The sequence below is a fragment of the Bacillus sp. SJZ110 genome, from assembly GCF_006715455.1.
GTDB classification, from domain to species: domain Bacteria; phylum Bacillota; class Bacilli; order Bacillales; family Bacillaceae; genus Bacillus; species Bacillus subtilis.
This window is the reverse complement of the sequence record NZ_VFNF01000003.1, coordinates 79,192-105,291: the sequence shown is the minus strand read 5'-3', so window position 1 is coordinate 105,291 and position 26,100 is coordinate 79,192. Positions and strand designations below refer to the sequence as shown.

The following is a 26,100-nucleotide window of genomic DNA, read 5'->3' as shown; positions in this document are numbered from 1 at the left end:
ATTCATAAAACAGCTTTGCTTGAAGAGTGAATAATGGTATCATTATCACTGGATGGATAAAAGAGTCGTATCCGTAAGTTTGGTGGAGGTGTATGTTTTTTGTCTGAATCCAGCGCAAGAACCGAAATGAAAATCAGCTTGCCCGAAAACCTAGTAGCTGAATTGGATGGTGTAGCGATGCGGGAGAAACGAAGCAGAAACGAACTGATATCACAAGCAGTGAGAGCGTATGTCAGCGAACGAACAACTCGTCACAACCGTGATTTGATGAGACGCGGCTATATGGAAATGGCGAAAATCAACCTGAATATTTCTTCTGAGGCTCACTTTGCGGAGTGCGAGGCTGAAACGACAGTTGAGCGCTTAGTCAGCGGAGGATAATCATTTGATTGTGAAACGCGGCGATGTTTATTTTGCTGATTTATCTCCTGTTGTTGGCTCAGAGCAAGGCGGGGTGCGCCCGGTTTTAGTGATCCAAAATGACATCGGAAATCGCTTCAGCCCAACTGCTATTGTTGCAGCCATAACAGCACAAATACAGAAAGCGAAATTACCAACCCACGTCGAAATCGATGCAAAACGCTACGGTTTTGAAAGAGATTCCGTTATTTTGCTGGAGCAAATTCGGACGATTGACAAGCAAAGGTTAACGGATAAGATTACTCATCTGGATGATGAAATGATGGATAAGGTTGATGAAGCCTTACAAATCAGTTTGGCACTCATTGATTTTTAGACATATTTGCTGGTTGCTCAAATAGAGCAACTTTTTTTGTTTTCAAAAAACATAAACGATATAATAGTGAAATAACGAAAAAAATATGTTGTTTTTTATTGGGAGGTAAGCGAATTTGATGTCGAATCAGACTGTATACCAGTTCATTGCCGAAAATCAAAATGAACTGCTCCAACTGTGGACTGACACACTAAAAGAATTAAGCGAGCAAGAATCCTATCAGCTGACTGACCAAGTGTATGAAAATATATCTAAAGAATATATCGACATTCTGCTGCTGTCTGTTAAGGACGAAAACGCTGCTGAAAGCCAAATCAGCGAACTGGCGCTTCGAGCGGTCCAAATCGGACTGTCTATGAAGTTTTTGGCTACTGCGCTTGCTGAATTCTGGAAGCGTCTCTACACGAAAATGAATGATAAGAGATTGCCAGATCAAGAGAGCACGGAATTAATCTGGCAGATTGACCGCTTTTTCAGCCCGATTAACACAGAAATTTTTGATCAATACTCAATCTCATGGGAAAAGACAGTATCCCTGCAAAAAATCGCGCTGCAAGAGCTGTCTGCGCCGCTTATCCCGGTGTTTGAAAATATCACTGTGATGCCTCTTGTCGGAACAATTGATACTGAACGTGCGAAACGAATTATGGAAAACCTTCTTAATGGCGTCGTCAAACACCGTTCCCAAGTCGTGCTGATTGACATTACAGGTGTCCCTGTTGTCGATACGATGGTTGCCCATCATATTATTCAGGCATCAGAAGCTGTAAGGCTTGTCGGAGCAAAATGCCTGCTGGCCGGAATCCGTCCGGAAATTGCTCAAACAATCGTCAACCTGGGGATTGATTTATCCCAAGTTATAACTAAGAATACCCTGCAAAAAGGAATTCAAACAGCATTGGAAATGACGGATCGAAAAATCGTTTCATTGGGGGAATAACATTTTGAGACATCCGAAAATCCCGATCTTGAAACTGTATAATTGCTTATTAGTATCCATTCAATGGGAACTTGATGACCAGACAGCTTTAACTTTTCAAGAAGACTTATTAAATAAAATATACGAAACAGGTGCTAACGGAGTCGTCATTGACCTGACATCTGTGGATATGATTGATTCATTTATCGCGAAAGTGCTGGGCGACGTCATTACAATGTCTAAGTTAATGGGGGCAAAAGTCGTCTTGACCGGCATTCAGCCCGCTGTGGCAGTGACGCTGATTGAACTTGGAATCGCGCTTGAGGAAATCGAAACTGCGCTCGACTTAGAGCAGGGGCTTGAGACATTGAAGCGGGAATTGGGGGAATAGCGAATGAACGACCAATCCTGTGTAAGAATCATGACAGAATGGGATATTGTGGCCGCCAGACAGCTGGGACGAAACGTTGCGAAAGAACTGGGTTTCGGCACGGTAGACCAGGCTAGAATTACAACGGCTATTTCAGAGTTAGCCAGGAATATTTATTTATATGCCGGCAAAGGGCAGATTGGAATTGAACAGGTCGCAGACAGAGGAAAAAAAGGCCTGAAAATTATAGCGGAAGACCAAGGGCCGGGAATTCCTGATATCCGAAAAGTCATGGAAGACGGGTTTTCAACGTCTGGAGGACTTGGTGCGGGACTTCCCGGGGTCAAAAGGCTGATGGATGAATTCAGCTTAAATTCCGTATCGGGGGAAGGAACAGAGATACAAGCCATCAAATGGCTTCGGTAGGAGGTAAGAACGTGGATTTTAGGGAGGTTATTGAGCAGCGGTATCATCAGCTGCTTAGCCGATATATAGCCGAATTAACAGAAACATCTTTATATCAAGCCCAAAAATTCAGCCGAAAAACAATCGAGCACCAAATTCCTCCGGAAGAAATCATCAGCATTCACAGAAAAGTGCTGAAGGAGCTGTATCCAAGTCTCCCGGAAGATGTGTTTCATTCGCTGGATTTTTTAATAGAAGTCATGATTGGCTATGGAATGGCTTATCAGGAGCATCAAACCCTTAGAGGGATACAGCAGGAAATCAAATCAGAAATTGAAATCGCGGCAAATGTCCAGCAGACGCTGCTCGGAACTAAAGTTCCTCAGGAGGAAGCGCTGGATATCGGCGCCATCAGTGTTCCCGCTAAACAGATGAGCGGTGATTACTACCACTTTGTCAAAGACAAGGAATCCATCAATATCGCAATCGCGGACGTGATCGGAAAAGGCATTCCAGCGGCTTTATGCATGTCCATGATTAAATACGCAATGGACTCTTTGCCGGAAACGGGCATACACCCTTCTCAAGTGCTGAAAAATTTGAATCGTGTTGTTGAACAAAACGTTGATGCCAGTATGTTTATTACGATGTTTTATGCGAATTACAATATGGACAAGCATCAATTTACATATGCTTCAGCAGGACATGAACCGGGATTCTATTATTCTCAAAAGGACAACACGTTTTACGATTTAGAGGCCAAAGGACTCGTTCTTGGCATCTCACAGGACTATGACTACAAACAATTCGATCAGCATCTGGAAAAGGGCGATATGATTGTTTTATTTTCTGACGGCGTCACAGAATGCAGAACGGAAAACGGTTTCTTGGAGCGTCCTGATCTGCAGAAGCTCATTGAGGAACATATGTGTTCCTCCGCGCAGGAAATGGTCAAAAACATTTATGACAGCCTCCTCAAATTGCAGGATTTTCAGCTTCACGATGATTTTACGTTAATTGTTTTGCGGAGAAAGGTTTAACGTCTGTCAGACAAGGGTATAAAGCAACTAGTGATTTGAAGGAAAATTTGAGGTGATACGAATGAATATAAATGTTGATGTGAAGCAAAACGAGAATGATATACAAGTAAACATTGCAGGAGAAATTGATGTATACTCAGCGCCGGTGCTCAGAGAGAAGCTTGTTCCTCTGGCAGAACAAGGCGCGGACTTAAGAATTTGCCTGAAAGATGTGAGCTACATGGACAGTACCGGATTGGGCGTTTTTGTAGGGATCTTTAAAACAGTGAAAAAACAAGGCGGTTCGCTGAAACTTGAAAATCTTTCTGACCGGCTGATCCGACTGTTTGACATTACAGGCCTGAAGGACATCATTGATATTTCTGCAAAGTCAGAAGGTGGAGTGCAATGAAGAATAACGCTGATTACATCGAAATGAAAGTGCCGGCCCAGCCTGAATATGTGGGGATTATAAGACTGACGCTGTCAGGGGTCGCAAGCAGAATGGGCTATACGTACGATGAAATTGAAGATTTGAAAATCGCAGTCAGTGAGGCGTGCACAAATGCGGTTCAGCACGCTTACAAAGAAGATAAAAATGGGGAAGTGTCAATACGATTCGGTGTGTTTGAAGACCGTTTAGAGGTTATTGTGGCGGATGAAGGAGACAGCTTTGACTTTGATCAAAAGCAGCAGGATCTAGGGCCGTACACACCTTCGCACACAGTTGATCAATTATCAGAAGGAGGGCTCGGTCTATATTTAATGGAAACGCTCATGGATGAAGTCAGAGTGCAAAACCACTCCGGCGTCACCGTAGCGATGACAAAGTATTTAAATGGGGAGCGAGTTGATCATGACACAACCATCAAAAACTACGAAACTAACTAAAGATGAAGTCGATCGGCTCATAAGCGATTACCAAACAAAGCAAGATGAACAAGCGCAGGAAACGCTTGTGCGGGTGTATACAAATCTGGTTGACATGCTTGCGAAAAAATACTCAAAAGGCAAAAGCTTCCACGAGGATCTCCGCCAGGTCGGCATGATCGGGCTGCTAGGCGCGATTAAGCGATACGATCCTGTTGTCGGCAAATCGTTTGAAGCTTTTGCAATTCCGACAATCATCGGTGAAATTAAACGTTTCCTCAGAGATAAAACATGGAGCGTTCATGTGCCGAGACGAATTAAAGAACTGGGTCCAAGAATCAAAATGGCGGTTGATCAGCTGACCACTGAAACACAAAGATCGCCGAAAGTCGAAGAGATTGCCGAATTCCTCGATGTTTCTGAAGAAGAGGTTCTTGAAACGATGGAAATGGGCAAAAGCTATCAAGCCTTATCCGTTGACCACAGCATTGAAGCGGATTCGGACGGAAGCACCGTCACGATTCTTGATATCGTCGGATCACAGGAGGACGGATATGAGCGGGTCAACCAGCAAATGATGCTGCAAAGCGTGCTTCATGTCCTTTCAGATCGTGAGAAACAAATCATAGACCTTACGTATATTCAAAACAAAAGCCAAAAAGAAACTGGGGACATTCTCGGTATATCTCAAATGCACGTCTCGCGCTTGCAACGCAAAGCTGTGAAGAAGCTCAGAGAGGCCTTGATTGAAGATCCCTCGATGGAGTTAATGTAATGATCCAGGTTGAAGAAAACGAGCATATTCAAACTCTAGTATATCAACTGAATAAAGAAGGAAAATCGATTTGCGGTGACAGCTTTTTTATGAAAGCTGATGATAAGGAGTTAATTTGCGCGGTTGCTGACGGACTGGGAAGTGGATCACTTGCTAACGAATCCTCTGCAGCCATCAAAGACTTAGTGGAAAACTATGCGAATGAAGACGTACAAAGCATTATCGAACGCTGTAATCAGGCGATGAAAAACAAAAGAGGCGCTACAGCGTCTATCCTGAAAATCAATTTTGAGCAAAGGCAGTTTACGTACTGCTCTGTCGGAAATGTACGGTTTATTCTGCATTCCCCGTCTGGTGAAAGCTTTTATCCTCTGCCGATTTCGGGCTATTTATCAGGCAAGCCGCAAAAATACAAAACGCACACCGCCACCTATGAAAAGGGTTCAAAGTTCATTATACATACAGATGGACTCAACGTACCTGATATCCGCTCCCATTTGAAAAAAGGCCAATCGGTAGAAGAAATATCGAATTCGCTGAAAATGTATACGACATCGAGAAAAGATGACCTGACCTATATTCTCGGACAGCTGTCCTAGAGAATAAGAACAAAAAGAAGCCGGAATGCCGGCTTCTTTTTTTATGTGTTTTTTTCGGTTTTTGATACACTAGAGAAAGAACGACAAAATTGGAGGCTTTGGTTACATGGAAACGTCAGCCCTTTTAAAACAGCAAATTGCGAAAGAAATAGGTTTATCACAAAAACACGTTGAAAGTGTCATCCGCCTGCTTGAGGACGGCAATACAGTCCCGTTTATTGCCCGGTATCGAAAAGAGCAGACGGGTTCAATGGATGAGGTTCAGATTCAGACGATTTCTGAACGCTGGCAATACATACAAAACCTGAATCAGCGAAAAGAAGAGGTAATCAGGCTGATTGCAGAGCAGGATAAACTGACAGATGATCTAAAACGTAAAATCGAGCAATCGGTGAAGCTTCAGGAAGTGGAAGACCTTTACCGCCCTTATAAACAAAAACGTAAAACAAAGGCGACAGTCGCCAAAAGCAAAGGCCTTGAGCCGCTTGCCGACTATATCCTGACACTTCCCCAAGATGATCGTCTGGCAGCAACAGCAGACCAATACATCAGCGAAGAAAAAGAAGTGTTCACACGAGAAGAAGCGATTGAAGGCGCCAAGCACATTATTGCGGAACAAATTTCAGACGAGCCGACCTTCAGAAAGTGGATTCGCCAGGAAACCTTCAAAAGAGGAACCATTAAGTCAGCAGCCGGAAAGTCGGCAGACACCGATGAGAAAAATGTGTATGAAATGTATTATGAATATGAAGAGCCAATTGCAAAAGTCGTTCCGCATAGGGTGCTGGCAATGAACCGCGGCGAAAAAGAAGACATTTTAAAGGTAGCGATCGAACCGCCTGCGGATCACATTAAGGCGTATTTAGAAAAACAAATCATCAAAAATCGCTCAACATCCGTAAGAGAGATTTTGCAGGAGACAATTGAAGACAGCTATAAAAGGCTGATCCAGCCGGCAATCGAGCGTGAAATCAGGAAAGAGCTCTCAGAAAAAGCTGATGAACAGGCGATTCATATTTTCTCGGAGAATTTGAGAAAGCTTCTTTTGCAGCCGCCGATGAAAGGCAAAACCGTTCTCGGTGTTGACCCAGCCTTTCGAACTGGCTGTAAGCTCGCTGTGTCAGATGAGACCGGAAAAGTCTTGAAAATTGATGTGATCTATCCGCATGCGCCAGTCAACAAAACAAAAGAAGCCCATGAAAAAGTGAAAAAAATTCTTGAGCAGTATCAAGTCGAGATGGTGGCGATCGGAAACGGCACAGCATCCAGAGAAACAGAACAATTCATCGTCAATGTACTCAAAGACATGCCGCGCAAAATTTATTATGTGATCGTCAATGAAGCGGGAGCAAGCGTCTATTCGGCTTCTGAGCTTGCCCGAGAAGAATTCCCTGACCTTAAGGTTGAAGAGCGCAGTGCCGTATCTATTGCGCGAAGGCTTCAAGACCCGCTCGCGGAGCTCGTTAAGATCGATCCGAAGTCTGTTGGTGTCGGACAGTATCAGCATGACGTCAGCCAAAAACGCTTAAATGAATCTCTGCGGTTTGTCGTCGAAACGGTCGTAAACCAGGTGGGAGTAAACGTCAACACAGCCTCTGCCGCGCTGCTTCAATATGTAGCTGGATTATCGAAGTCTGTAGCAGGCAACGTTGTCAAAAAACGCGAGGAAATCGGAAAATTTTCAAATCGAAAAGAACTGAAGGACATCCCAAGGCTCGGTGCGAAAACCTATGAGCAATGTATTGGTTTCTTAAGAGTGCAGGAAGGGACAGAGCCTTTGGATAGAACAGGCATTCACCCGGAAAGCTATAAAGAAACAAAAGCGCTTTTGAAAAAACTCGGACTTTCAACAGAACATATCGGCACGGCGGAATTGAAGGACAAAATCAATCAGCTGGCGCTTTCTGAAACGGCAAAAGAGCTGGGAATCGGCGAAATCACTCTGAAAGACATTTGTGAACAGCTGACAAGGCCGGAACGCGATCCGCGCGATGAGGTGCCTAAGCCTTTGCTGAAAACAGACGTCCTTCAGCTGGAAGATTTGAAAGAGGGAATGGAACTGCAGGGCACCGTGCGCAATGTAGTGGACTTCGGAGCGTTTGTTGATATTGGAGTCAAACAAGACGGGCTTGTGCATATCTCAAAACTGAGCAATCAATTCGTCAAGCATCCTCTTGATGTCGTATCTGTGGGCGATATCGTGACAGTTTGGGTTGACGGCGTAGATGTACAAAAAGGCAGAGTATCGCTGTCTATGGTAAAATAAAAGCACTGCTTACGAGCAGTGTTTTTTCCTATAGAAATACCAGCATTGATTCAGCAGTTTAATTTGGTAATTATCTTTTTCAAGGAACGCTTTTTGCATCTGCTTTTTAAGCCAATTTGGCATAGGCTCATTCCTCCTCAGCTTTTATCATAAGAGGGACGGTGATTACCATATTGTATGCGAACGGTGAATTGTCCCGTTCAATGTTTTTTAAGTGAGGTGCACTATGGATAATATAGAGCTTCAAAAGCTGACAGAGGATATTTCTAAAACATATTTTAAAAAGCCGTTCCGCCATCAGGCGCTTTTTAATGACAGGCTTAAAACCACGGGCGGAAGGTACCTGTTAACCTCTCATAACATTGAATTGAACAGAAAATATCTGATTGAACACGGCAGGGAGGAGCTGATCGGCATCATCAAGCACGAGCTCTGCCATTATCATCTCCACCTTGAAGGAAAAGGGTACAAGCACAGAGACAGAGATTTTAGAATGCTTTTGCAGCAAGTCAACGCGCCGAGGTTCTGTACACCCCTTAAGAAAAAAGCGGAAAACAAAAAAACTTATATGTATATCTGTACGGCCTGCGGCCAACAGTATATAAAGAAGCGGGCTATGAACCCTGATAGATACAGGTGCGGAAAATGCCGCGGGAAAATAAAAAGAATTTTTTTGTGAAAAAGGTTGACGAATATGGCAAGCCTATGTTACATTATAAAAGTCGTTACGAGAGATAAAAAAACATTTACCTCTTGACACTGTAAATCAAGGCTGATATAATAAGTCTTGTCTCATTATTCCACAGTAGCTCAGTGGTAGAGCTATCGGCTGTTAACCGATCGGTCGCAGGTTCGAATCCTGCCTGTGGAGCCATATTGGAGAAGTACTCAAGTGGCTGAAGAGGCGCCCCTGCTAAGGGTGTAGGTCGCGTAAGCGGCGCGAGGGTTCAAATCCCTCCTTCTCCGCCATAAGATTTCGATATAAGTTCTCAACCATCGGCCCGTTGGTCAAGCGGTTAAGACACCGCCCTTTCACGGCGGTAACACGGGTTCGAATCCCGTACGGGTCATTCCATTTCGTTGGGCTATAGCCAAGCGGTAAGGCAACGGACTTTGACTCCGTCATGCGTTGGTTCGAATCCAGCTAGCCCAGCCATTTTTATTTTTTGAAATTGAATAGTAAGAGCCATTAGCTCAGTTGGTAGAGCATCTGACTTTTAATCAGAGGGTCGAAGGTTCGAGTCCTTCATGGCTCACCATTTGTCTTTTTGCGGGTGTGGCGGAATTGGCAGACGCGCTAGACTTAGGATCTAGTGTCTTACGACGTGGGGGTTCGAGTCCCTTCACCCGCACTTTATTTACAAAGTGCACGCAAATCGGTTTTACTAGGTTAAGAGCCTACTAAACCAGCACAAACACAATTTAATGATCACGCGGTCGTGGCGGAATGGCAGACGCGCTAGGTTGAGGGCCTAGTGGGTGAATAACCCGTGGAGGTTCAAGTCCTCTCGGCCGCATCAATGATACCAAGGGTTTAGAGTACCTTGGTATTTTTTGTGTCTTTTGAACAGAACATATTTTGTGACTAAAACTGCCCATCTACTTAAAGTAAGTGATCTGATTTGTCCGCGAAAGTATATAGTTAAATAAGATAAAAAGGGCATAGTATATTAGCGTACAAAATATGTTATGCCTTTTTTGTTTTAATAACGCATCCGTTATTTTAAGCGTACAATGTTACTTTATTATGGAATAAAAACAAGTGTCGGTCAGCTTGCTTCCATCTGCAGATAAATCATCATTTCTTAAAGTGCCTTCGAATACAAACCCAAGTTTTTCAGGAATAGCACGACTTTTAAGGTTTGTTGATTCACACCTTATTTCAATTCTTCTAAATTTGATGTTGTTTAACCCAAAGTCAGCTAATTTCTTTACTGCTTCTATCATATACCCATTCCCGCTAAATGTGGTATTTCCCCAGTATCCAATTTCACATTTAGGTATGTCCCAGTCAATCCCCTGAAGGCTAGTTATTCCAATAAAGCCCTTGGTATCTTTATTAAAAATAAGAAAACGAAAACTTTCTCTTTTTAGAAAATTTATATGGGCAAGTCTTAAATTTATCTCTGTTTCTTCAACAGTGGGAAGTTTTTGAGCAAATGGCAACCACGCTTTTAATTCACTAAAGGAATCCCTAATTGCTTGGTTTACAATTTTCCCATCTCCTGTTTGGTGTGGTGCTCGAAGGATTAGTCTTTCTGTTTCCAATTGTAAAGGCACATCTAACAATAAAGGATTCATTTGATAACTCCTCTCGTAAGCTAAATGTTAAAAAATTGAAAAAAGTAATGAAAACTCTTATCTTTAAAAAATAATTCTTGAGGACGTGAGTTATAACTTCTTGGTATCTATTTGTTTATCTATGACGCCTCCAGAATTGAATATTTTTTATTCTCATCAAAGAATTTTTTCACTCTAGAGTAATTCACATTTAGCCTCACATACATTTAATTTTGGTTTGCAATTCATCGATCTTATTAAGTTCATACTCATAATCACAGTTTTCTTCTAAAACAAAATTCATAGTTTCAAAGAAACTTCTCGCATTCTTTAAGAGTGATTCAAAAAAATCAAGTTTCGGTAGTAATATTTTTTGTTTTTGGTCAATTTCAAATAACAACATATCATTCGATATTGATTTCATTTTCAATAGAAGGGGTTGATCTGGAAAATAAGTTTCGCTTTTTCCTGTTTCGATAGCTTCTTCAATTAGATTTAAAAAATAAGCCCACAATTGGTCAACCAAGTCCCACATAGTGACATCAAGCAAATCTTGTTCACCATATTTTAAAATAATCGCCCCAGATAAATAGTAAGAGTCTAACTGTGGTTTTATGTTCTTTAGTCCCTCTATATTGCTAAGTGCAACAAAGTAATCGTCAATATTATTTTTTAAGATTGAAAGATCGTTTATCTTCTTATTTGGCCTAAGAATTAATGATTCAATATAAAACATTTTACCTCTCCTATTTTTCCGGATAGAATTGTCCTACTCTTCCTTTTTGAAAGCCAACAACATATTTTTGACCCTCATATGTTCCTCGAATTTGATAACTAAATTTAGTTCCTTTTTTTGTTAACTCTTCACGGTTTTGTTTCATAATTGATTCTATCGCATCTGCAACATCGTTAACAGTCATCTCTTTATTAAGAAAAGATTGTTGAGACTTAATTGAACCATCCCATAAATTAGGATGATGGCGCTCTAAAATATGCTTCATTCCTCGTTTGTCTATGAGGAATGATTGTCCTCCGAAAATGTATTTTCTGCTTTGAAAAGTTTTTAATTCGTTTACAACTTCATGTGGCTTAGCTTTCTTTAATCCTTGTACAGTAGATGAGGTCTTGAATATTTCAAGTGCAGAGCTTTTATAGTTGTCTCCATCAATCACGTTGAAAGGAAAAGTCCCTGAACCACCAGTCATTGCATACTGTTGTTCAAAAACATTTGGTATTTTAACGTATTCAATACCTTTTTTTAATCCTGCTTTTGAAGCTTCAAGTGTCTTAATTGCAGCAACTTTTGAACCGGCTTTTGTAACTTTGGATACTTTATCAATACCCTTCGGACCAACTATTGCAAGAACAACAGTACTGCCTACATAGGAAACCCATTTTGCTCTGCTGTAGCTATCTCCATTAATCATATCACGTTGAAATGTGTCTTCTATGTCTTTTGCTATGATCTTATAAGTATCGATTGGATGTAAGGCTGCGTTCACAGTTCCAGAAAGCGATTCAATCGGGTGTCTTGCAAGTTGATAGAGACCCATCACTGTATCTTTACCTGCTTCATACATTCCCACTGCAATACCTTTTCCAATTTCAGCTTTTTGTTGGAGTTCTTCGAGTTGGCGGAAATAAACTTGCTGGTCAGGTTCCAAATTCTCGTACCCTATTTTCTTCGCAATTTTTAAATACTCGTCTGGATCTGTTACCTTTACAAGCTGTCTTTTCAAATCTTTTATTTCGTGTTTTTTAGCTTCTTCTTTTTTGATCTTCAAATAAGCTTCAGATTGCTTCTCGATATCGCCTTTTTTCTTATGTATATCGCTCTCACGATATGCCTTGGCATTATAGTGAAGGGGTGTAGCATTCTTGCCCTTATCTGTTGATACCTGTAACTTTTGAAAGTCTGCTTTAATGAATTGTTCGTTAGGTTCAGTTATTGCATATTCAGTTTTTAAGTTTTCGTCCACATCGCCTATTTTATCAACAGTCTTTTTCCGTTTGTTTTCGGCAGAAGAGAGCTCATCCTTAAAAGTCTCTGTTGAAAATAAATCAAGTGGAAGAATGTCATCGATGTCATTCAGAATATCTTTCATTGCTTTCTTCTGCTCAGACATAATTGATTTTGATTTTTTATATGCGTTTGCTAATTCATGTTCTAAGAAGGATTCCTCGATATATGCATCAGATAAGCTGGCATCTTCTAAAACACCGGAAATACTAGTAAGGAAAGCGATCTTCATTTCAATTAAATCAATCCATTGATCAGTGACACCCACATGATCATGATAAAATGCTTTGATATTGTTTGCTCCCTTGCCAGAGAATTCATTGTCATCAAGATCAGCAACAGCCTTAAATGCTTTTCTTAGCTTAATCATTTGATTTTTCAATTCTTTATAATCTTTAGCTCGGTTTTCAGCTTCAGATAACAAAGACTTAGCTTCAAATACCTTCATTGTCCAATCCTTTCAGTGATTTTATATCTAAATATTACCGTGGATAAGTCATGAAGTTCTAAAAAGTTATTTAAGGACAGGTAATGAATTGAACGTAATGAGAATTCATTGGTGTAAAATAAGCTTACATCCCATTTATTACATATAGAGATTGGAGTTAATAATGAAAAAAAGTAAGTTTATTTTAGCGAGTATTGTTTCTGTTGCACTGATAGTTTTTTTAGCATGGTTTATTTATGCTGGCACCCACCAGCCTCCTATATTAAAGGGGAATTCAAAAGATGGAAAATGGAGTGTTATATATTCTCCTGAAAAAGACATAGATCTGGCAAGGCAAGACTTATGGGCGGTTTATATTACATGGAAAAGGGATTCTGAGTTTTCAGTAAAAGAGGTTGTGTTTAAAGAAAATGGTGTTGTTGAGGCATCAGGTGACGCAACAGATGAACCAAAGAATGCGAAAGAAATAGCAGTAGCGATAATGGCAGATCCGCCAAATACGACCAATAATTATCAGGTAGAAGTCACTTGGGAAGAGAATGGGAAAACACAAAAAGACATTATTCAAGTAAATAAAGAAATCAAACGTGCATTTGTTATTCCTAATGTAATAAAAAGAATTTTAAGTTTAGGATAAAGCTAAAACACTCTAATAGGAATATTTAAAAAGCAGGTGAACGCGCCTGCTTTTTTTATGTGTATCTTAATTTTTCACCTTACCGATTACTTCGAGCAGGGCTGTTACTAAGTAAACATCAATAATAAGGTAATTTTTTTAAAGAAGACCGCTACTCCATTATTACTCCTCAATATGAATAAATCATTATAAAACCTTATAATCAAAATAAACAAACACTGATATATAAAGGTTTTGTAACAGAAAAAACAGTTTCACTTTATTGAGGGACTGGAACTAACAAAGTAGATACCAAACTATATTGGTATCTTTTTTTGTTTGTATTAGAGCTATCAAACCCTTTCTATTTATGAGTTGAATCAATATCCTGTTCTTTCTCCTGTTTTTTAACAATCAATAGAGTCACATGTACAAAACACTTCTTAGGAATTCAAACAAAATTAAACAAAAAAGTACTAATTAACCTTGACAAATTACGACAAATACTTGATGTTTTTTGCAATCCAACCTTATTTTATGACAAATATATGAATATTTTGTCACATTGTAAAAGATGTACTTATTTTATATATTTAAATTGAGAGGAGGTCATATAAAGAACGAATATTCCAATTAGTATGAATTTATCGGGAGGTAGATTCATAAAACAATTAAATAATGGGAGTGAGAGTCTATGAAAAAGGGCTTTGTGCCTAAATCTTACATACTGAATCTTAGGAAAACCCTAATGATTTTTGCAGTCTTGTTATTGATTGCTGGCAATGTGTTGACTGTTTTGCCAAATCATATTCATGCTGAAGATAATACAGAGGTCACTCAAAGTGCAGATACGACTTGTCCAGCTCCAGTCGCATTGATTAATGGAAGCTTTGAGCAAGGTGCTGCGAGAGGATCTGCAGTCAATGGTTCGGGTATCTATTATTACGAATCCGAGGTTCCTGGCTGGAAGACGACTGATGATGCAGCTGGCTATAAAGTAATTGAAATATGGAACCATGCTCAGAATCTTCCTTCTGGTGCAAAGGATTATCCTGCACCTCCTGATGGAAAGCGTTGGGCAGAATTAAACGCCATGGAAAACGGGATGTTGTACCAAGATGTGAAGACAACGCCAGGACAAACCATTTATTGGCGCCTATCTCACATGGGGCGGGCAGGAGTAGACACCATGCAGGTCCGCATCGGGGCAGCGACTCAGAACCCGTACGATACCGTCGTCCAAAAACAAATGTCTGATGGGAGAACAGCTTGGGGAACTCATACAGGTTCTTATACTGTACCAGCAGGACAGACTACAACCCGGTTCGGTTTTGAAGCGGTGAGTTCAGCCAGTGGAAGCATAGGAAACGGTAACTTTTTAGATGATATTTTCCTTGGAACAGAACCATGTGTGACGGCAAATAAGTCAGTCTCTCCACAGGGTGAGGTGCATCCCGGAGATGAATTAACATATGCAGTTCAAGTCAAAAACCAAGGTGGAGACGTTGCTGCTGATGCAAGCTTTTCCGATGCAATTCCAGAGGGAACTGAATATGTTCCGGGATCATTAAAATTAATTAACGGTTCGACAACAAAGAATTTAACTGATGCATCAGATGGTGATGAAGGCAATTTCGATGGCAATAAAGTAAATATTACATTAGGAAATTTACCTAACACGAACGACTTGCCTAATGGGATGACTGTACAGTTTAAAGTGAAAGCCAAGGCAGGTTATGTCGGTAAGGAAATTTCTAACAAAGCGCAAATAAACTATGACAGTTTATTAACGAATACAAGTAAAAAAACCGAATCAAACGAAGTAACGACTCCGGTTGTTTTTAAAGATCCTGTACTTGAATCGAAGAAAACATCGGCTATTAAGGCAAAAGCGGAAGGAAACCAAGATGCGGATCACCCGGAAGTCGGAGATACACTTCTTTACACGATTCAAACCCGAAATACTGTTGAAGACAGTCAGGTGAAAAACCTTGCTATTTTAGATATGGTGCCAGAAGGCTTAGACTATGTTCCAGGATCACTAAAAGTAGACGGTGCCTCTGTCAGTGATGATCAGGATGACGACAAAGGACAATACACTGATGGCAAAGTGTCAGGAAAGATTGGTAATGTAACTGATACAGAATGGCATAATGTGACTTTTGAAGTGAAAGTGAAGCCTGGTCAAGCAGGAAAAAATATTATCAATACGGCAAGCATTTCAGGAGATAATATCCAAACACCGGATAAGCCAAATAATGAAGTGAAAGTGTATCCTAGGAACCCTGCTTTAGAATCAAAGAAAACAGCAGCAATTAAGGAAAAAGTGGAAGGAAACAAATATCCTGACCACCCAGAAGTAGGAGACACGCTTCTTTACACAATACAAACACGAAATACAGAAGAAGACAGTGAGGTAAAAGCCCTTACAATCTCAGATGCCATACCAGATGGACTGGAATACGTTTCAGGCACTCTGAAAGTAGACGGTACAGCAGTCAGCGATGCTCAAGACGATGACAAAGGTGATGTGATAGATGGCAAAGTGTCAGGCCAAATTGGCGATGTGACTGATACAGAATGGCATAATGTTACCTTTGAGGTGAAAGTAAAAGCTGGCCAAGCTGGTGAAACGATTAAGAACACAGCTAGCGTTACAGGCAGTAATATCGAGACACCAGATAAGCCAAGCAATGATACTGAGATTTACCCAAGAAAGCCGGATGTAGAATCGAAGAAAACCGCAAGCCTTCAGACAAAAGCGGAGGGCAATAAAGATGAGAAACATCCAGAAGTAGGAGATACCCTTCTTTATACAATCGAAACACGAAACACAATTGAGGACAGTCTGCTGAAAGATCTCGTCATCTCAGATGAACTTCCGGACGGATTAGAATACGTTTCAGGTTCTTTGAAAGTAGACGGTACAGCAGTCAGCGATGCCCAAAATGATGATAAAGGCGATATGACAGACGGCAAAGTGTCAGGTCAAATTGGTGATGTGACTGATACGGAATGGCATACTGTTGCCTTTGAAGCGAAAGTGAAAGCTGGCCAAGCTGGCGAAACAATTCAAAATATGGCTAGCATTACTGGCAGTAACATGGAAACTCCTGATAAGCCGAAAAATGAAGTTGATATTTATCCGAGGAATCCTGTCTTAGAGTCAAAGAAAACAGCAAGTATTCAAGTAAAAGCAGATGGCAATAAAGAAGAGAACCAGACACAAGTGGGAGATACCCTTCTTTATACAATCCAGACGAGAAACACGGTTGAGGACAGTCTGGTGAAAAATCTCGTCATCTCGGATGAACTTCCAGAAGGCCTAGAGTATGTTTCTGGAACGCTAAAAGTAGACAATAAAGCCGTCAGTGACGCCCAAGATGATGATAAAGGCGATATGACAGACAGCAAAGTGTCGGGTCAAATTGGTGATGTGACTGATACAGAATGGCATACTGTTACCTTTGAAGTGAAAGTGAAAGCTGGACAAAATGATCAGAAAATTGTGAATACTGCCAGCGTCACAGGTGACAATATTGATAAACCAGACAAACCAAGCCATGAAGTCAAAGTTTATCCAAGAAATCCAGTGTTAGAGTCAGAAAAGACAGCGAAGAATCTGGATTCCGATAAAGAGAAGTATGAAGCAGGAGATACGATTGTTTACACCATCAAAACAAGAAATACAGTAGCAGACAGTAAAGTAACTAATCTCGTCATCTCAGATGAACTTCCAGAAGGACTCGAATATGTTTCTGGGACACTCAAAGTAAACAATAAAGCGGTTACTGATGCTAAAGACGACGACAAAGGTGATGTGACAAAAGGCAAAGTGTCAGGCCAATTTGGTGATGTGACTGACACAGAATGGCATACTGTAACATTTGAAGCAAAAATAAAAGCTGGTCAAGCAGGTAAAAATATTGTCAATACGGCTAGCATTAGCGGTAACAATACCGATAAACCGGATAAACCAAGCCAAGAGGTCAAAGTTTCTCCGAAAGATCCAGTTTTAGAGTCAGAAAAGACAGCAAAGAATTTGGATTCAGATAAAGAAAAATATGAAGCAGGAGATACGGTTGTTTACACCATTAAAACAAGAAATACAGTAGCAGACAGTAAAGTAACTGATCTTGTTATCTCAGATAAACTTCCAGCCGGATTGAAGTATGTCGAAGGCAGCTTGAAAGCGAGCAACGGCGGAGAAGCAACAATCAAGGACGGCAAAATCACAGCTAACTTTGGTGATGTTACAGACACAGAATGGCATACTGTGACATTCCAAGCGAAAATCGAATCCGGCTATGCGGAAAAAACGATTAAAAACGTGGCAACCGTTGACGGGGGCAATATCGACACACCGGATAAACCGGGAACAGACATCAAAGTCGATCCGAAAGATCCAAAATTAGAATCAAAGAAAACAGCCTCCATTAAGGAAAAAGCTGATGGAAATAAAGATGCGGACCATCCGGAATCTGGCGACACGCTTCTTTACACAATCCAAACCCGAAACACGATGGAAGACAGTCTTGTCAAAAATCTTGTCATCTCAGATTCCCTTCCTGAAGGATTAGAATATGTTTCAGGAACATTGAAAGTAGATGGTACTGCGGTAAGTGATGATCAAGATGATGATCAAGGATATTATGCCGACGGTAAGACGTCAGGTGAGTTTGGCAATGTGACTGATACGAAATGGCACTCTGTGACATTCGAAGCAAAAGTGAAGTCTGGTCAAGCAGGTAAAGATATCGTCAACACTGCAAACATCAGCGGTGACAATATCACGACTCCTGATAAACCAAGCCATGAAGTGAAGGTATATCCGCGAATTCCTGTTTTAGAATCTGAAAAAACAGTGAAGAACTTGGATTCAGATAAGGAAAAGTATGAAGCCGGGGATACGGTAGTCTACACCATTAAAACCCGAAATACAGTATCTGACGGTAAAGTAGAAAATCTGGTGATTTCAGATGATCTTCCAGCCGGATTGAAGTATGTTGAAGGCAGCTTGAAAGCGAGCAACGGCGGAGAAGCAACAATCAAGGACGGCAAGGTTACTGCTAACTTTGGCGATGTCACTGATACTGAGTGGCGGACTGTGACATTCCAAGCGAAAATTGAGTCGGGATATGAAGGCAAAACGATTACAAACGTGGCAACTGTAGAAGGCAGTGGTATCGATAAGCCAGATAAGCCTAAAGTAGATATTACTGTCGAACAGAAGGACCCTGTACCTGACAAACCAGAGGCACCTGGAAAACCAAGCAATCCTAATAATCCAAACAAAGATCAGGGAACAGAATCAGGAAATGAGCTTCCAAATACAGCAACAAATACGTATAATCTGATTCTTGTTGGTTTGGTATTGTTAGTAGCAGGAACTGCACTCTGGTACTTTAGAAGAAAAAGAAATGCCTGATGTTGCATGAAGAAATATCTTCCTATATGCATCATTATTGCTGGACTCATTTTTACAGGTTACGGAGTCTGGAAAGTGGTGGACATCAATCATAAGACAGAACAAACTTTAGATGAGGCAAAACTTGCACTAAAGAGTCCTTCTGGAAAAAGCGGCGGCTCAGAAAAAGAAGGATTTAAGCCTAAGTTCGGAGAGGCAGTTGGTATTCTGGAGATTCCAAAGATCGACGCAGAGCTCCCGATTGTAGAGGGAACCGATGCGGATGATTTGGAAAAAGGAGTCGGGCATTACAAAGGAAGCTATTATCCAGATGAAAACGGGCAGATTGTTCTATCAGGTCATAGGGATACAGTCTTCCGCCGAACGGGAGAACTGAAAAAAGGTGATCAATTAAAGGTTAAGCTGCCATATGGAAGTTTTTCATATGAAATAGACAAAACAAAAATTGTAGACCAAAAAGATACGTCTATTATTACGCTGCAGCATAACAAAGAGGAGCTTATCCTTACTACTTGTTACCCTTTTTCATATATCGGAAATGCACCAAAGCGGTATATCATTTATGGAAAACGGATATGAGAACAAAGATTAGGCTGACGATAATTCGTCAGCCTTTTTATAATAAGAAAGGAATAAAATTCTTAATCAAAATAGGCGAAAAAAGTAAGGACATTCATTGGTTTTGGCTCACCATTTTTTAACCATAATTGATATAAACGTATAGAAATGATGGAAAATCAAAATAGGGAGTGTAATGAAAACAAGCTTACATAACCAGTGATATGGATTTACTATGTTGAGGGCCTAGTGGGTGAATAACCCGTGGAGGTTCAAGTCCTCTCGGCCGCATCAAGGATACCAAGGGTTGTAGACCTTTGGTATTTTTTGTGCTTATTTTTAAAATTGTCTACCCTTCAGAGTGATAACCAAGAATTGTTGTTCGGTTTGCACCATCAGAACCGTTTACTGTTGTTTTTGGAAATTGATCACCTGTTGCATCACTGAATATCATAAAATGTACCGCCAAGAACCACAAATTACACCAGATCGATTAGTGAACTTGACGGAATCATGAATTTCGTCAGGTTCTTTCTGCATTCTGGTTCATGATTAAATCAAAGTAATCTTAATAAACATAAAAGTATTTTATATTTTTGTATAAGTTTACTTTACTTTTATATAAGGTGAGTTTATAATTTGGTTCAAGAGGTGATGGTCATGAAGAAAGATTTTGGTGATTCGATCTCAAATAAGGTTTATGAATATCGTGTACTTGCCAGATTGTCTCAGCAAGAATTAGCAAAGAAAGTCGGGGTTTCCAAACAAACCATCTTTGTAATGGAAAAAGGAAATTATGTTCCGACTCTGCTGTTAGCTTTTCGAATTGCCGAATTTTTTAATGTGGATGTAAACGAGATTTTTACTTATGAGAAAGGAAATGATCAAAAATGAAAATGAATTCGATCACAGATACGATCACCAACGCAATTTTTCCCCCTTTAAAGTCCTGGGCTGAACATTCTCCGGGAAATTGGAATATTCTTATTGGCAGTGGGTTTGTATTGCTTGTAGTCGGATTGATTCTGACATTCGTATTTCTTAAAAAAATGGGTAAGGCTGACGAAAGAACAAATCAAATATCATTAAAAAGTGCCCTCTTTATGTTATATGGAGTAATTTTGTGCGACTTGATTTTCCCGAAAGAATATATGTGGCAAGTTTTCTTCTTATTTAAATATTCTCTTGCCTTATTAGCTTCAGGAATCTATCTAGCCGTTCGATATAAAAAAGATTTTTTGTAAATTCAATTACCGAGAAAGATAGTGTCTCTGAAGTTTTAATTGTTTTAGGAGAGGGAACGAATATGAATCATTTTATAATGAGATTTGGAGAAGTGAGGAAGTGGGTTTTTGCTCACCAATTATTAACCATAATTCATACAAACTTATAGAGATGATGTAAAATGAAGTTAGAAAGTGTAATGAAAATAAGCTTTCATAACTAATGTTATGGATTTACTATGTTGAGGGCCCAGTGGGGGAATAACCCGTAAAGGTTCAAGTTCTCTCGACCGCATCCCAATAATACCAAGGGTTTACCATCTTTGGTGTTATTTTTTTATGCAGAAAAACGACTATGGAAGATCGTATGCTAACCAATACTCACCAGTTATTTAAAACCACTTATTATATTTAATATTCCCCTGTATCCCCAAACCAAATAATTCAAAAAGCGGTATCCTACATAGAACAGGATTCAGAGAGCATGTAATGAACGGAAGAGATAATTATTTATCACTTTTATTATTGTACTGTGTTCCTTTGGCATTAAGTTCAGTCTAACTGTTTTCTTTTTTGAACATTTTCATCACCTCTCCATATTATCAACAAACACGAAAAGGATTTTAATGAAAATAAAATGATTAGCGTATGTATCTCTAATTCTCAAAATGAATGAATAGTCCTTTTTAAGATTTACACACAGTCATTCTCTAAGGAAAAATGACTCAATTTTTCGATTCTTTATGTAAATCAAAAAAGAATCATGTTAGAGTAGGTGTGCTGAAAATAATTCAAAAAATTATTTTGCGATATGATTAAAGTAATATTGCCAGAGAGTTCGGATTGGACAAAATTGTAAGTTTTTAATACACTGGGGCTGCAATCAAATATGCACCTGGAATCAATTGCTAAACGGGGGAGTTTAAATGAACAACAAGAAAAATATCTTTGATATTGTAATGTACATTATTTTCGGTGTGTTAAGTCTTTTTCTAGTTGCAAAAACTGATTATGGCACTGGAGTTTTAGTGTTTGTTGCAATTTTATACCTCGCTGTAATTGCTTATAAAATTAAGCAACTATTTAGTAATTCAGATTCGTAAGGTGTAACACAAGGGGGATTTTAATTGAAAAAGAAAAGAGTTATTACTTGTGTTATGGCTGCATCATTGACTTTAGGCTCACTTTTACCTGCAGGTTACGCTTCTGCTAAGGAGGACTCTAAGACAACCCCTTCTTACGAAGAACTAGCTCTACATTACAAAATGAAAAGTGAAAAGATATCGTCAAACGGGAAATTAGTTGAAATTGAGTATGTGAGTGGAAATGAAACTCACAAAGTTCAGATGAACGGAAATGATCATACTGTAAAAGTCGATGGCATAGAACAAAAAGGCTTAAACTTTGAGTATGATGAAAATGTTGCTAACAGAACAAATTATGAAAACAATAATTTGAAATCTAATGAATTCACAACACAGGCTGCAAAACCTAAAAAAGGATACCATTATGTGGGGACTTTATCTGGGCATACAAAAGCAGCTAAAAATGCGTTATCAGTTACAATGTCATTAGTCGGTATTGTCCCTGGCTTGGGATGGGGGAGTAAGGCTGCCACTATTTTATTCTCTTATTGGGCAAAAGAACAAATCCCTGATGCGTATTATAAATATGATTTATACGAAAAAGGAGCAATGACTGATAGTTGGTATCAGTATGCTACAGTTCAATTTTTTGAAGATAAAGCTCATAAAAAGAAAATGGGCAAACCTTGGACAAGTACTCCTGCAAAAGTAGATTTACCTAATAGCTAATTTTAAAATCACTTTGTCTTTATAAAGGACAAAGTGATTTTTTGTTATACAGAAGTAAAATCCCTCGTCTGAGGAATCTTGGAAAAAACTTGGTTTAATTTTGATATAACATGTTTTTTTCTTGCTAATTTAGTTTTTCTATGTATCGCTACACATTCTAAAAATAAGATATTAGCCGGACGGTTGAATGCCAAGCTCAAAAGTTTATATGGAAGTCAAAGCATAAAAAGGGACGTGTAGTCTTCTTTTTATTTTGCCAACGTAACAAGTGTGAAAGTAATGATTTGTAGGATCAGTTAAGAAAGGTTTAAGATTAGATATTGAAAAATTTTATATATTTTCAATAAAATACTGGTACTATAATAAATGTATATAGATTGTATGGAGATGTAATTAATTAAAAAGGAGTTTTTTAATTGCGTTGGAGTAAATGGTTCAATGTTTTTTGTATAGTAGCATTGGGATCAATATATGGTTATAAATTATTTTCTAACCAAGAAGTCAGTACTACTCGTTTAATAATAGCTTCTGTAATTGTGTTGTGGAATATTGTTGGACTTTTTAGCAAAGAATCAGTAAAACAAGCACAGCAAGCAAATTAAAAGTCATAAAGTTGGGAAAGAAGGATGTTACTTATGTAGTATCCTTCTTTATTATTCCTTGAAAAACGAAACAAATTGGAGATTACAGCTTATATAATCAATTGAAGGCGTTGATTATTTTCATGAACAGGAGATTTAATGCTTTCTGATGAATATTATCGTATGAATGTTGAAGCAAGAGGAAACGTTACTCAAAGATTACAGGAATGTGATGAACACTCCTCTTTATCGCACTCACCTGCCCCAAATTGTTGGGGAGGGGCAGGGACGGAAGATAGAGTATTTTTTCTTCGTAACAAATCGAAAAGGTTGGATAATAAAAAACTTATAATCTAAGGCGGTATATAGTTGTGAAAAAGGCGTTATTTCTTATATTAGACCAGTATGCAGATTGGGAAGGTGTTTACTTAGCATCTGCATTAAATCAAAGAGAAGATTGGTCGGTTCACACTGTTTCTTTAGACCCTATTGTAAGCTCAATAGGTGGTTTTAAAACATCTGTCGATTACATAATAGGGTTAGAACCTGCAAATTTTAATTTGCTAGTTATGATTGGCGGGAATTCCTGGAGTAATGATAATAAAAAACTATTACATTTTGTAAAAACTGCATTTCAAAAAAACATTCCAATAGCAGCGATATGCGGTGCAGTGGATTTTTTGGCGAAGAATGGTTTGCTGAATAATCATAGCCATACAGGTAATTTTGTTTACTTATGGAAAGATTACGAACAATATAAACCGATTAGCAGTTTTGTAGAGAAACAAGCAGTAAGAGATAAAAATTTGGTTACCGCTAATGGAACTGCCCCTATTGAATTTACTAGTCTAATTTTAGAGATGATTGATTTTGACACTCCTGAGAACATAGAGAAAATGATGTATATGAATCGTTATGGTTTTTATCATTTTTGTGTTAAATATGGAAATCCATTTGTTGATTAATTTGCTGGAAATGATTTTCCCGAATAGGGGGCTTTGCGATTGAGTTGAATTTCCTAATAAAGCAAAGAAAGATGATTTGAGGTCAAGTTTAACAAATAATGTCATGAATAAATCGGAAATATTAATTTGCAGTTATTTCCGATTCCTGATATAATAAAGAAGAATTATTTTTGTTCGGTGTAAAGGATAGTATGAAGATTGACTTTTCGTCTTGATGATACTTTGGGCAAGGATAGTATATACTGTGTGGTTACACACTAGGAGGCAACAAAAATGGAACAAGGTACAGTTAAATGGTTTAATGCAGAAAAAGGTTTTGGTTTTATCGAACGCGAAAATGGAGACGATGTATTCGTACACTTTTCTGCAATCCAAAGTGACGGATTCAAATCTTTAGACGAAGGTCAAAAAGTATCGTTTGACGTTGAGCAAGGTGCTCGTGGAGCTCAAGCTGCTAACGTTCAAAAAGCTTAATCTTCAATCGTTTATACAAACAGGCTCTTTATATAGGGCCTGTTTTTTTATGTCTATTCATACTCAATAAAAAACCCTACTCAACGTTCGAGTAGGGAGATGCTACAAGGTAATAGAAAAAGATTTAAAACTTCAAAGGTTTGTTTACAGTATAACATACTGGATTGACAAGATGCGGAATGTATATAAAATATTTAATGTTTTGTTCAAATATAGATAACTCTTTTTTTCACTAACCTGTTCGTTCATTTAAGTAAGATTAGATGAATTATAAAAATGGTTTCATCTAGATGTTATCAACTCGCATATCTCTTTTATGAGAAGACGATAAACAATTATTATTCAATGTGCCAGTGGATATAAGAAATTCTTAAAAATAATGAGGAGATCGATTGTTTTTTCTCCTGGAAATAATCACTTAGAGATACCTAAAACAATGAAAGCCCTACCTCTCTTCCATCCTTACGGCTCCTTGTCCGTGCCAGTGTGAATCAGGATACTAAAAACAAGTGACTATTTTATTGAGTTTTTTGGTAAAACTTCAATCTTCGCAGAAGAAATGTAAATAATAAAAATGGATTAGAATGTAGGAATAACAAAAGAGGTCGTTAATGTTCTAAACATAAGTTGGAGAAGTTTTGCTTTTCATCATAATATTCCGAAATATTTTTTGGGATGCAATACACTATCTAACCGAAACTTTTTATTTGATTTTCAGTGATTCCTTTAATTACTTCCAGTTCACTAATCAAAAATTCATATGCATTATCCAGCATTTTTTTTTCGCTTGCATTAAGTGCTTTTTCTTTCTTCATACGCATTAAATCACGTACAACTTCAGCGCCTTCTTGTATTTCACCCGTTTTTATTTTGTCCGTGTTTATTTTATACCTTTGCTTCCATGGCAGTAACCTATCTGATTCCCCATGCTGAAAAATGTGCATAATGTGTTTTAATGCAAGTATATCGGTAACTGGTCGGATATTCGAACTCAATATTTTACGCGTTGGAATCATAACTGTCATATTACTGATTGACATTCTTATGACATAATACTGTTGTTTTTCCTCTAAAAATTCTTTTTCTTCTATGGCTTCAATTATACCTGCTCCGTGCATTGGATAAACAATGTTATCGCCAATTTGAAACATATCATCCACCTCCATATATGGTAACCTTCTTAAGATTACCATATATGGAGGTGCAATATCAAAATTTTAATAATAACATGATCGAATTTTTGATGTCAATAACTTTTTTAAAAAAAACAGATCAAGCAAAAACAATAGGGAACGTGTCGGATTTCCAATCAAGGAAAAGGTCAATTGATCCGTGTATATCCTAAAACTTCGACTAATTAACATAGATCAGTTTTTCATTGGCTCAATGGATCACAGATATGATTTGAGTAGATAAGAAGGAACGATATTCGTGAAATGTCAGCTAAAAATATTTAAAGCACATGATTAAGTTCTAATTTCTTTACCGATTTGATATGGATAACGGCCCACTTACTTAATGATACATTTTCACTTATCTTGCGAACAGAAAAAGGTTTGTGGATATTGAACATTTTGCCACCGAGATTGGCATTATTATCAGGGAAATTGACAACCTTCAAATGGGTATTGAGGCGAGAAGAAAAATAAAGAAAGGAGAGATTATAAATGAAGACCAGAACATAAAGAAGTAAAGGGGAAAGAACAAGGTTAATTGAAAAGCAAACTATATAAA

At 38.7% G+C, this 26,100-nt stretch carries 27 protein-coding genes and 7 tRNA genes; 29 read left to right on the top strand and 5 right to left on the bottom strand.

The genetic code is table 11. The features are described 5' to 3' along the window. The first annotated feature begins 99 nt into the window (after window positions 1–99). From endB to FB592_RS10585, 11 genes are all read left to right on the top strand, one after another. Window positions 100–381 carry a type II toxin-antitoxin system antitoxin EndoAI gene (endB, locus tag FB592_RS10635; RefSeq protein ID WP_003225183.1) on the top strand — a complete coding sequence of 94 codons (282 nt, stop codon included), beginning with the start codon at window positions 100–102 and terminating at the stop codon, window positions 379–381. Window positions 382–385: 4 nt separating this feature from the next. After that, window positions 386–736: a type II toxin-antitoxin system endoribonuclease NdoA gene (gene ndoA / locus FB592_RS10630; RefSeq protein WP_003156187.1), complete on the top strand. Its 351-nt coding sequence runs from the start codon at window positions 386–388 to the stop codon at window positions 734–736. A 115-nt stretch (window positions 737–851) separates the two neighbouring features. Next, window positions 852–1,676: an RsbT co-antagonist protein RsbRA gene (gene rsbRA, locus FB592_RS10625; RefSeq protein ID WP_141949499.1), complete on the top strand. Its 825-nt coding sequence runs from the start codon at window positions 852–854 to the stop codon at window positions 1,674–1,676. 4 nt (window positions 1,677–1,680) lie between these two features. Further along, complete coding sequence (gene rsbS / locus FB592_RS10620) at window positions 1,681–2,046, top strand: RsbT antagonist protein RsbS (RefSeq protein ID WP_003225190.1); 366 nt, start codon at window positions 1,681–1,683, stop codon at window positions 2,044–2,046. Between the two features lie 3 nt (window positions 2,047–2,049). Continuing rightward, on the top strand, window positions 2,050–2,451 hold the full coding sequence (gene rsbT, locus FB592_RS10615; RefSeq protein WP_017697001.1) for a serine/threonine-protein kinase RsbT: 402 nt from the start codon (window positions 2,050–2,052) through the stop codon (window positions 2,449–2,451). Between the two features lie 11 nt (window positions 2,452–2,462). After that, window positions 2,463–3,470 carry a phosphoserine phosphatase RsbU gene (gene rsbU / locus FB592_RS10610; RefSeq protein ID WP_003234295.1) on the top strand — a complete coding sequence of 336 codons (1,008 nt, stop codon included), beginning with the start codon at window positions 2,463–2,465 and terminating at the stop codon, window positions 3,468–3,470. 61 nt (window positions 3,471–3,531) lie between these two features. Next, entirely contained in the window at window positions 3,532–3,861 is a 330-nt protein-coding gene (rsbV, locus tag FB592_RS10605) for an anti-sigma factor antagonist RsbV (protein WP_014662855.1), read from the top strand. After that, window positions 3,858–4,340, top strand: a complete 483-nt coding sequence (gene rsbW / locus FB592_RS10600; RefSeq protein ID WP_003234299.1) for an anti-sigma B factor RsbW — start codon at window positions 3,858–3,860, stop codon at window positions 4,338–4,340. Before rsbV ends, rsbW begins: the two co-directional genes overlap by 4 nt. Beyond that, a complete protein-coding gene (gene sigB / locus FB592_RS10595) occupies window positions 4,306–5,094 on the top strand; it encodes an RNA polymerase sigma factor SigB (RefSeq protein ID WP_014662857.1) in 789 nt (262 codons plus the stop codon). Before rsbW ends, sigB begins: the two co-directional genes overlap by 35 nt. After that, window positions 5,094–5,693 (top strand): phosphoserine phosphatase RsbX, encoded by a 600-nt coding sequence (gene rsbX, locus FB592_RS10590; RefSeq protein WP_095252677.1) that lies wholly within the window; start codon window positions 5,094–5,096, stop codon window positions 5,691–5,693. Before sigB ends, rsbX begins: the two co-directional genes overlap by 1 nt. A gap of 106 nt (window positions 5,694–5,799) precedes the next feature. Beyond that, on the top strand, window positions 5,800–7,959 hold the full coding sequence (locus FB592_RS10585; RefSeq protein ID WP_024572530.1) for a Tex family protein: 2,160 nt from the start codon (window positions 5,800–5,802) through the stop codon (window positions 7,957–7,959). Window positions 7,960–7,968: 9 nt separating this feature from the next. Here FB592_RS10585 and cmpA read toward each other — a convergent pair whose 3' ends face one another. After that, window positions 7,969–8,082 (bottom strand): cortex morphogenetic protein CmpA, encoded by a 114-nt coding sequence (gene cmpA / locus FB592_RS10580; RefSeq protein ID WP_003225207.1) that lies wholly within the window; start codon window positions 8,080–8,082, stop codon window positions 7,969–7,971. Window positions 8,083–8,185: 103 nt separating this feature from the next. Here cmpA and FB592_RS10575 point away from each other — a divergent pair, with 103 nt between their 5' ends. From FB592_RS10575 to FB592_RS10540, 8 genes are all read left to right on the top strand, one after another. After that, window positions 8,186–8,638 (top strand): SprT family protein, encoded by a 453-nt coding sequence (locus FB592_RS10575; RefSeq protein WP_069703788.1) that lies wholly within the window; start codon window positions 8,186–8,188, stop codon window positions 8,636–8,638. A gap of 120 nt (window positions 8,639–8,758) precedes the next feature. Next, window positions 8,759–8,833, top strand: a tRNA-Asn gene (locus FB592_RS10570). A 4-nt stretch (window positions 8,834–8,837) separates the two neighbouring features. Next, a tRNA-Ser gene (locus FB592_RS10565) sits at window positions 8,838–8,928 on the top strand. A gap of 29 nt (window positions 8,929–8,957) precedes the next feature. Further along, window positions 8,958–9,029 (top strand) — tRNA-Glu (locus FB592_RS10560). Between the two features lie 11 nt (window positions 9,030–9,040). Further along, window positions 9,041–9,115 (top strand) — tRNA-Gln (locus FB592_RS10555). 27 nt (window positions 9,116–9,142) lie between these two features. After that, a tRNA-Lys gene (locus FB592_RS10550) sits at window positions 9,143–9,218 on the top strand. A gap of 11 nt (window positions 9,219–9,229) precedes the next feature. After that, window positions 9,230–9,311, top strand: a tRNA-Leu gene (locus FB592_RS10545). Between the two features lie 81 nt (window positions 9,312–9,392). Further along, a tRNA-Leu gene (locus FB592_RS10540) sits at window positions 9,393–9,476 on the top strand. 220 nt (window positions 9,477–9,696) lie between these two features. Here FB592_RS10540 and FB592_RS10535 read toward each other — a convergent pair. The 3 genes from FB592_RS10535 to FB592_RS10525 all read right to left on the bottom strand — a co-directional run bounded on the left by FB592_RS10535 (window position 9,697) and on the right by FB592_RS10525 (window position 12,707). Then, on the bottom strand, window positions 9,697–10,260 hold the full coding sequence (locus FB592_RS10535) for a GNAT family N-acetyltransferase (protein ID WP_141949498.1): 564 nt from the start codon (window positions 10,258–10,260) through the stop codon (window positions 9,697–9,699). Window positions 10,261–10,456: 196 nt separating this feature from the next. After that, window positions 10,457–10,975 carry a hypothetical protein gene (locus tag FB592_RS10530; protein ID WP_141949497.1) on the bottom strand — a complete coding sequence of 173 codons (519 nt, stop codon included), beginning with the start codon at window positions 10,973–10,975 and terminating at the stop codon, window positions 10,457–10,459. Window positions 10,976–10,985: 10 nt separating this feature from the next. Next, entirely contained in the window at window positions 10,986–12,707 is a 1,722-nt protein-coding gene (locus tag FB592_RS10525; protein WP_141949496.1) for a ribonuclease YeeF family protein, read from the bottom strand. A gap of 163 nt (window positions 12,708–12,870) precedes the next feature. Here FB592_RS10525 and FB592_RS10520 point away from each other — a divergent pair, with 163 nt between their 5' ends. From FB592_RS10520 to cspC, 10 genes are all read left to right on the top strand, one after another. Continuing rightward, window positions 12,871–13,344: a hypothetical protein gene (locus tag FB592_RS10520; protein WP_141949495.1), complete on the top strand. Its 474-nt coding sequence runs from the start codon at window positions 12,871–12,873 to the stop codon at window positions 13,342–13,344. A gap of 727 nt (window positions 13,345–14,071) precedes the next feature. Further along, entirely contained in the window at window positions 14,072–18,751 is a 4,680-nt protein-coding gene (locus FB592_RS10515) for an isopeptide-forming domain-containing fimbrial protein (protein ID WP_185739359.1), read from the top strand. A 6-nt stretch (window positions 18,752–18,757) separates the two neighbouring features. Beyond that, window positions 18,758–19,330 (top strand): class D sortase, encoded by a 573-nt coding sequence (locus tag FB592_RS10510; protein WP_141949493.1) that lies wholly within the window; start codon window positions 18,758–18,760, stop codon window positions 19,328–19,330. Between the two features lie 639 nt (window positions 19,331–19,969). Then, on the top strand, window positions 19,970–20,203 hold the full coding sequence (locus tag FB592_RS10505) for a helix-turn-helix transcriptional regulator (protein ID WP_003240464.1): 234 nt from the start codon (window positions 19,970–19,972) through the stop codon (window positions 20,201–20,203). Continuing rightward, window positions 20,200–20,553 (top strand): cell division protein CrgA, encoded by a 354-nt coding sequence (locus FB592_RS10500; protein ID WP_141949492.1) that lies wholly within the window; start codon window positions 20,200–20,202, stop codon window positions 20,551–20,553. Before FB592_RS10505 ends, FB592_RS10500 begins: the two co-directional genes overlap by 4 nt. A 905-nt stretch (window positions 20,554–21,458) precedes the next feature. After that, the gene (locus FB592_RS10495; protein ID WP_120028276.1) at window positions 21,459–21,635 is read left to right on the top strand and encodes a hypothetical protein; all 177 of its coding nucleotides are present in this window, start codon (window positions 21,459–21,461) and stop codon (window positions 21,633–21,635) included. A gap of 24 nt (window positions 21,636–21,659) precedes the next feature. Beyond that, window positions 21,660–22,346, top strand: coding sequence for a hypothetical protein (locus tag FB592_RS10490; RefSeq protein WP_141949491.1), 687 nt, complete (start codon window positions 21,660–21,662; stop codon window positions 22,344–22,346). Between the two features lie 416 nt (window positions 22,347–22,762). Beyond that, window positions 22,763–22,948: a hypothetical protein gene (locus FB592_RS10485; RefSeq protein WP_121591449.1), complete on the top strand. Its 186-nt coding sequence runs from the start codon at window positions 22,763–22,765 to the stop codon at window positions 22,946–22,948. Window positions 22,949–23,298: 350 nt separating this feature from the next. Next, window positions 23,299–23,892: a type 1 glutamine amidotransferase family protein gene (locus tag FB592_RS10480; protein WP_141949490.1), complete on the top strand. Its 594-nt coding sequence runs from the start codon at window positions 23,299–23,301 to the stop codon at window positions 23,890–23,892. Between the two features lie 273 nt (window positions 23,893–24,165). Beyond that, complete coding sequence (gene cspC / locus FB592_RS10475) at window positions 24,166–24,366, top strand: cold shock protein CspC (protein WP_003234247.1); 201 nt, start codon at window positions 24,166–24,168, stop codon at window positions 24,364–24,366. 689 nt (window positions 24,367–25,055) lie between these two features. On the opposite strand, the gene FB592_RS10470 is transcribed toward cspC, so the two are convergent. Beyond that, window positions 25,056–25,517, bottom strand: a complete 462-nt coding sequence (locus FB592_RS10470) for a CarD family transcriptional regulator (protein ID WP_029317377.1) — start codon at window positions 25,515–25,517, stop codon at window positions 25,056–25,058. Window positions 25,518–26,100: the final 583 nt, after the last annotated feature.